The sequence below is a fragment of the Ideonella sp. B508-1 genome, from assembly GCF_000333615.1.
In the GTDB taxonomy this organism is placed as follows: domain Bacteria; phylum Pseudomonadota; class Gammaproteobacteria; order Burkholderiales; family Burkholderiaceae_C; genus Ideonella.
The window spans coordinates 1-7,474 of the sequence record NZ_BADL01000140.1; the positions used below are offsets into that span (position 1 = coordinate 1).

Sequence of the window (7,474 nt, forward strand, 5' to 3'; positions counted from 1 at the left end):
TTGTCCAGGGCTTGAGCTGCCCTTCTTCGAGGACCTGGATCTGGTCCTCCACAGCCTTCAGGCGCCCACGGCAAAACGTCAGCAACTGGCTGCCGCGCTGGTAGCTCTCCAGGAGCCGATCCAGTGGCAGTTGCCCGGCCTCCATGGCCTGCAGCAACTGGTCCAGCTCGGCGAGGGCCTCCTCGTAACTGGCGGGTTCGCTGGCAGGCTTGGCAGGGGCGGAACGTGGCATTGCGGTGACGTGTTGATATGGCCCAATTGTAGTCAGCCTGCCCCCATCCCCCCGTGCAAGCCCGGATGCGGAGAGACCCCGCTGCAAAAAAGACACGTTCTACGCGATTGCGTCACCTTGACACCCGTCAAACTCTATTTCAAGTCCTTGCAGTTTGAATTGGTTAGAATGTCGTTCGCCCTCACCCTGCCGGTGGGGGTTTTTTCATTCCCACCCGCGGGGCCACCGGGTGGGGGGTTTCAAGACATGTTTTTTGGAGATCCTGGGGATCATGTCGAACCTGAGCATCACGCTGGAAGCTCTGGAGCGCGCGCGCTCTCAACTCTCTGTCAGCACCTATTTCGACGAGGACCTGTTCCGCCGCGAGCAGGAACTCATCTTTCAACACGGACCGCGCTACCTGGCGCATGAGCTGTCCGTCCCGCAGGTGGGCGACTATTACGCCCTCCCGCAGGAAGGCGAAGGTCGCGCGCTGATCCGCACCAACAAGGGTGTCGAGCTCGTCTCCAACGTCTGCCGCCACCGTCAGGCCATCATGCTGCGTGGCCGTGGCAACACGAAGTCCAACATCGTCTGTCCGCTGCACCGCTGGACCTACGATCTGGGCGGCCAATTGGTGGGCGCCCCCCACTTCGACCACGACCCCTGCCTGCACCTGAACAACTACAAGGTGCGGACCTGGAACGGCATGGTGTTCGAGGACAACGGCCGGGACATCGCGGCCGATCTGGCGGGCCTGGGCCCGCGCGCCGACCTGGACTTCTCCGGCTACGTGCTCGACCACGTCGAGATGCACGAGTGCCACTACAACTGGAAGACCTTCATCGAGGTCTACCTGGAGGACTACCACGTCGGTCCCTTCCACCCCGGCCTGGGCCACTTCGTCACCTGCGACGACCTGCGCTGGGAGTTCGGCAAGCACCACTCGGTGCAGACGGTGGGTGTGTTCGACGGCCTGCGCAAGGTCGGCTCGCCCGTCTACAAGGACTGGCGCGATCAGGTGCTCAAGGCCCACGACGGCCAGCCGCCCAAGCAGGGCGCCATCTGGCTGACCTACTACCCGAACATCATGATCGAGTGGTACCCGAAGGTCCTGACCGTCTCCACGCTGTACCCGGTCAGCACGCAGAAGACGCTCAACGTGGTGGAGTTCTACTACCCCGAGGAGATCGCCGCCTTCGAGCCGGAGTTCTGCCAGGCCCAGCGGGCCGCCTACATGGAGACCTGCATCGAGGACGACGAGATCGGCGAGCGCATGGACCTGGGCCGCAAGGCCCTGTTCGAGCGCGGCGACGACGAGGTCGGCCCCTACCAGAGCCCCATGGAGGACGGCATGCAGCACTTCCACGAGTGGTACCGCCGCGTCATGGGCATGGGCCGCGCCTCCTGGTAGGCCCGGGGCTGGCCGCCCCGCCGGCCCCCCGCAACGGGCGACCTCCGGGTCGCCCGTTGCGTTTGGGGGGAGCCCTGCCCACCCACTTGATCAAGGGCAATCCTGCCCTTCTTTCTCCGTCCTCAAGCGGATGGGGCATCGTATGCTGCGCCCATCCCAGAACCTGCCGCGCACGCGGACCCCTTGCCCGTGGACAAGCACTTTCTGACCTCCCTGTTCACCCCGCGCTCCCTGGTGGTCTTTGCGGGCAACCCGGCCCAACCGGAATCCGCCACGCCCCTGGCTCGGGTGCTGCTGCAATCGCTGGAGGAAGGCGGCTTCTCCGGCCCGGTCACCCGGCTGGACATCGAGGGCGAGATCACTGCCAAGTTGTCCGAGCTGGCCCAGACCCGGGCCGATCTGGCCATCATCGCCCTGCCGGACGGACAGATCGAAGCCGCCCTGGAGATCGCCGGGCGCATCCGCTGCCGCGCGGCCATGGTGCTGTCCTCCGGTCTGCCGCAAAGCACCTGCGCGACGCTACATGCCGTGGCCCGGCGCCACCACATGCCGCTGCTGGGGCCCAACAGCCTGGGCTTCCAGCGCCCCTCGGCCCACCTGAACGCGGGCGCCACCGGCCCGCTGGCCCAGCAGGGCCCGCTGGCCCTGGTGTCGCAGTCCGGCGCGCTGACCACCTCCATCCTCGACTGGGCGCGCCACAACGGCGTGGGCTTCTCCACCGTGGTCTCGCTGGGCGCCAACAGCTCGCTGGGCCTGGCCGAGGTGCTGGACTATCTGGCCAACGACAGCGCCACCCACAGCATCCTGATCTACATGGAAGGCATCCGCAACGCGCGGCGCTTCATGAGCGCGCTGCGGGCGGCCGCCTCGATCAAGCCCGTGGTGGTGATGAAGGCCGGGCGCAAACCGGCCGGCTCCCATGCCGCGCTGACCCACTCGGCCGCCATCGTCGGCTCGGACGATGTGTTCGAGGCCGCGCTGCGCCGCGCCGGTGTGGTGCGGGTGCGCGCCTTCACCCAGCTGTTCTCCGCGGCCAAGTGCCTGGCCTCGCGCTATCGACCGGTGGGCAACCGCCTGGCCATCATCACCAACGGCGGCGGGCCGGCCGTGCTCGCCGCCGACTGGGCCAATGACCTGGGCCTGGAGGTGGCCCGGCTGGGCGACGCCAGTCGCCTTGGCCTGGCCCCCCTGGTGGGCAATCAGGCGTCACTGGGCCAGGTGATCGATCTGGGCGAGGAAGCCACCGGCGTGCAGTACGCCGCCGCCCTGAAGGCGGCCAGCGCCGACACATCGGTGGACGGCGCCCTGGTGATCTACTCGCCCAAGCCGGGCGGCCTGCCGGGCACCGAGCCCGACACCGTGGCCACCGCCGTGACCGAGGTGGCCCACCTGCAGGGCAAACCGGTGGTGGCCTGCTGGATGGGCGACGAGACGGTGCGTGGCGCACGCAGCCTGCTGGCCCAGCATGCGGTGGCCAACTTCCGCACACCGGAAGCCGCCGTGGAGGCCTTCGGCAACCTGGCCAGCTTCTACCAGAACCAGCAGTTGCTGCAGCAAACCCCGCCGCCGATGAGCGCGCTGGACAGCCCGGACGCCGAGGGCGCGCGCCTGCTGATCGAGAGCGTGCTGGCCGAGCGGCGCCAGGTGCTGACCGAGATGGAATCCAAGGCCCTGCTGGCGGCCTTCCACATTCCGGTCACGCGCACCATGCTGGCCCGCAGCGCCAGCGAGGCCATGCTCATCGCCAGCCAGCTGGGCTACCCGGTGGCGCTGAAGATCGACTCGCCCGACATCAGCCACAAGAGCGATGTGCGCGGCGTGGCGCTCAATGTGATGACCGCCACCCAGGTGCGCGACACCTACAACGACATGCTGGCCACGGTGACCAAGGTGCAGCCCCAGGCCCGCATCAATGGGGTGACCATCCAGCCCATGAGCGGCAAGCCGCGCGGGCGGGAGCTCTACATCGGCATGACCACCGACGACCCCTTTGGCCCGGTGATCACCTTCGGTGCCGGCGGCACGATGATCGAGCTGATCGCCGACCGGGCCATGGAGCTGCCGCCGCTCAACCAATTCCTGGCCCACCGCCTGATCGAGCGGGCCCGCGTGGCCGAGACCCTGGGCAACTGGCGCGGTGCGCCACCGGTGGATGTGGACGCGCTGGAGCAGGTGCTGCTGCGGGTGTCCAAAATGGTCTGTGCGCTGCCCCAGCTGCGCGAGATGGACATCAACCCCATCATCCTGGACGAGACCGGCGCGGTGCCCGTGGACGCCCGCATCGTGGTGGAGCCGTCGGCCCCCTCGTCGAGCCTGCCCTACCAGCACCTGGCCATCCTGCCCTACCCGGCCGGCCTGGCGCGGGAGTGGCCGCTCAAGGGCGGCGGCCTGTGCACCATCCGCCCCATCCAGCCCGACGACGCCGACATGCTGCAGGCCCTGGTGCGCGGCCTGTCGCCGGAAAGCCGCTACTTCCGCTTCGTCAGCGCGATGCAGGAGATGCCCGCGCGCATGCTGGCCCGCTACACCCTGATCGACTACGACCGCGAGATGGCCCTGGTGGCCGTGCGCCACCACCGCCAGGCGCACGAGGACGGCAGCTTCAGCGACCGCGAGGAGATCATCGGCGTCTCGCGCTACATCACCAACCCGGACCAGACCACCTGCGAGTTCTCGCTGGTGGTGGCCGACAGCGTATCCGGCCAGGGGCTGGGCTCGCGCCTGATGTTGTCCATCATCGATATCGCCCGTGCCAAGGGCCTGAGCGAGATCCAGGGCCTGGTGCTGACCCACAACGACAGCATGCTTCGGCTGATGCGCAGCCTGCACTTCGAGGTCAAACCCTATCCGGAAGACCCCGACTTCCGGCTGTGCACCTACCTCCTGTAAGGTCGAGCTTCTGACCGGTTGCGGCCGCCGGTCTCCTACAATGGCCGCTCACCCGCCACGACTGCGGAGGTCACCATGCTCGAAGACCTGGAAATAGGCTCAAGAATGGGGATCTGGGCGGCTTGCATCGTCCTGATGCTGGTGTTGGCGGGTGTCGCGGGCGGCCTGTGGGTGCGCCAGTGGCGGGCGGAACATGCGGCACGCGCGGCCAGTTCCGCACCGCCGCCCAGCCCCAGCTGGACGACGGCCCGCGCACCGAACACCCCCTGAGTCCCGCCAGCCGGCGCGTCTGCATCGGACGCCACCTGGACGGTGGCTTTTCTGCATGCATGACGAGGCCATGGCTGGCATCCACATTTCCGACCTTGAATCCGCCATCAACTGGTGGCGCGAGCGTTCGCCCTCGGCCGATGGCGTGACCGCCTGCCCCGAGGTGCTGGCCCTGGGCGAGCCCTATGCGTTGCTGGTGTACCAGCAGCGCCGTGAGGTGGACGAGGCCGCGCTCAGCCCGGTCGCGCGGGCGGCCTGGCTGGCCTGGTACGACAGCACGCCCGACGCCCCCTGCATCGCCATCTGCTCCACCGCCCAGGGCGATGCCGTCTGCAAGGGCTGCGGCCGCACCGAGGACGAGGTGCAGAACTGGCCCGTGCTGAGCCCGACCGAGAAGCGCCAGGTCTGGCACCGCATCACGCTCGAAGGCACGGCCTGGCGCTTCAACCGCTATGCCGAGCGGGCCAGCGCCTCGGGCCGGGGAACGGCCCGATGAACGAGCGCAGCTGGCTGGCCAGCGTGCGCCGCATTCTTCCCCTGGCCTGGCCCGTCTACATCGGCCAGCTGGCGGTGCTGGCCTTCAACACCGTGGACACGGTGGTGGTGGCCCGCCATTCGCAGCTGGATCTGGCGGCCTTCGCAGTGGGCGCGGCGGCCTACATCACCATCATCATCGGCTTCATGGGGGTGGTGCTGGCGCTCTCCCCGGTGGTGGGGCAACTGCATGGTGCGGGACGCCACGAGGCGGCCGGCGACCAGTTCCACCAGGGGCTGTGGCTGGCCCTGGGCCTGTCCACGTTCGGCGCACTGCTCCTGTGGTGGCCAGAGCCCTTTCTGCGGATGGCCCGGGCCAGCCCCGAGGTGGCCGAACGCACGCGAGGCTATCTGCAGGCCCTGACCCTGGCCCTGCCGGCGGCCCTGCTGTTCACGGTGTTCCGGTCCTTCACCACCGCCGTGTCGCGTCCCAAGCCGGTCATGTTGCTGCAGCTGGGCGGACTGTCGCTGAAGATCCCCCTGACCATCGCCTTGGTGAGCGGCTGGCCGGCCATCGGCCTGCCCTCGCTGGGGGTGGCCGGCTGCGCCTGGGCCACGGTCGTCGTGCTGTGGGCCCAGACGGCCGGGGCCTGGGCCTGGCTGCGCCGGGATGCCTTCTATGCCCGCTTCCTGCTCTTCGAACAGGGCCTGCGCCGCCCGCATGCGCCTGCCCTGTGGGGGCTGCTGCGCCTGGGCGTGCCCATGGGCGCGGGCTTTCTGATCGAGGTGACGGGCTTCAGCTTCATGGCCCTGTTCATCGCCCGTCTGGGCACCACGCCGGTGGCCGGGCACCAGATCGCGATGAACCTGATCTCGCTGATGTTCATGCTGCCCATGTCCGTGGGCAATGCCACCAGCACGCTGGTGGCCCAGCGCATCGGTGCGCAGGCCCTGGGCGATGCCCGCCGCCTGGGCTGGCACGGGCTGGGTCTGGGCGCCGGACTGGCCGCCCTGGTCGGCTGCAGCGTCTACCTGGCCCGGACCCCGGTGCTGGAGCTCTACACCCACGACCGCGCCGTGGTGGCGGCCACCCTGCCCTTGCTGGCCTGGCTCGCCGTCTTCCATGTGGCCGATGCGGTCCAGACGGTGGTGGCCTTCACGCTGCGGGCCTGGCGCATCGCCACGGCCCCGATGGTGGTGTATGCCTTCTCGTTGTGGGGCGTGGGCCTGGGCGGCGGCTACCTGCTGGCCTTCAACGTGCCCGGAACCATTCCCCCTTCATTGCAAGGCGCCCCTGGCTTCTGGACCGCCGCCACGCTCGGTCTGCTCGCGGCCGGCACGGGGCTCACGGCCCTGCAGGGCTGGGTGCTGCGGCGCCGTGCTCAGGCGCCGGCGGGCTGAAGCAGACGCCTTCCCGGCAGGGTGAGCACAAAGCAGCTGCCGCCCCCTTCCCGGGGTTCGCAGTGCACCCGGCCGTCATGGCGCCGGACGATCTGACGGACCAGCGCCAGCCCCAGACCCACGCCGCCTTCGCGCTCGGCATGGCCGGCCATGCGGTAGAAGGGCTCGAAGATGCGCTCGCGCTCGGATTCCGGCACGCCCGGCCCCCGGTCGCACACCCGGAGCTGGACATCGCCAGAAGGCAGCAAGGCCAGTTCGGCCAGCACGTCCTGCCCGCCGTAGCGCTGGGCGTTCTCCAGCAGATTGCGCACAGCACGGCGCAGCAGGCGCTCGCTGCCCCGCAGTATCAGCGCCGGCCCCTCGACCTGCCCGCCCACCCGGCTGGCCTCCTCGGCCATCACGGCCAGGGCGTCCACCGGATCGTCCAGATTCACGGCCACACCGGCTTCCAGACGGCTGGACAGCAGCACCTCTTCCACCAGGGCATCGAGTTCACGGATGTTGACCTCGATCTCCTTGCGCAGCGCGGCCCGATGCGCAGGCCCGGCATCGTCGATCATCGACAGGGCCATCTTCAGTCGGGCCAGGGGCGAACGCAGCTCGTGGCTGGCATTGGCCAGCAGGCTCTGGTTGGACTGCACCAGGGACTGGATCTGCTGCGCGGCGCGGTTGAAACTGGCCGCCAGGGCCGCCACCTCGTCCTTGCCCTCTTCCTGGACACGCTGCGCCAGTGCGCCAGCCCCGAAAGCCTCCACCCCATGCTTGAGACGCTCAAGGCGCCGGGTGATGCTGCGCACAACGGAATAGCACCGGCC

7 protein-coding genes are annotated in these 7,474 nt (G+C 68.9%); 5 read left to right on the forward strand and 2 right to left on the reverse strand.

From position 1 onward, the window contains the following. On the reverse strand, positions 1-232 hold a 232-nt coding region (gene xseB / locus I73_RS06130), incomplete at its 3' end, for an exodeoxyribonuclease VII small subunit (protein WP_022979807.1). A gap of 271 nt (positions 233-503) precedes the next feature. On the opposite strand from xseB, the gene I73_RS06135 reads away from it, so the two are divergent. The 5 genes from I73_RS06135 (at position 504) to I73_RS26310 (ending at position 6,659) form a co-directional block, all read left to right on the forward strand. Continuing rightward, positions 504-1,625: an aromatic ring-hydroxylating dioxygenase subunit alpha gene (locus tag I73_RS06135; protein ID WP_026096372.1), complete on the forward strand. Its 1,122-nt coding sequence runs from the start codon at positions 504-506 to the stop codon at positions 1,623-1,625. A gap of 189 nt (positions 1,626-1,814) precedes the next feature. Next, entirely contained in the window at positions 1,815-4,514 is a 2,700-nt protein-coding gene (locus I73_RS06140) for a bifunctional acetate--CoA ligase family protein/GNAT family N-acetyltransferase (RefSeq protein ID WP_022979809.1), read from the forward strand. A 75-nt stretch (positions 4,515-4,589) separates the two neighbouring features. After that, positions 4,590-4,784 (forward strand): hypothetical protein, encoded by a 195-nt coding sequence (locus I73_RS32425; protein ID WP_148289708.1) that lies wholly within the window; start codon positions 4,590-4,592, stop codon positions 4,782-4,784. Positions 4,785-4,854: 70 nt separating this feature from the next. After that, positions 4,855-5,280, forward strand: coding sequence for a DUF3717 domain-containing protein (locus I73_RS06150; protein WP_026096373.1), 426 nt, complete (start codon positions 4,855-4,857; stop codon positions 5,278-5,280). Continuing rightward, positions 5,277-6,659, forward strand: a complete 1,383-nt coding sequence (locus I73_RS26310; protein WP_022979812.1) for an MATE family efflux transporter — start codon at positions 5,277-5,279, stop codon at positions 6,657-6,659. Before I73_RS06150 ends, I73_RS26310 begins: the two co-directional genes overlap by 4 nt. Here the strand turns inward: I73_RS26310 and I73_RS06160 are convergent. Beyond that, a partial coding sequence (locus tag I73_RS06160) for a HAMP domain-containing sensor histidine kinase (protein WP_026096374.1) occupies positions 6,641-7,474 on the reverse strand: 834 nt, incomplete at its 5' end. The genes I73_RS26310 and I73_RS06160 overlap by 19 nt on opposite strands.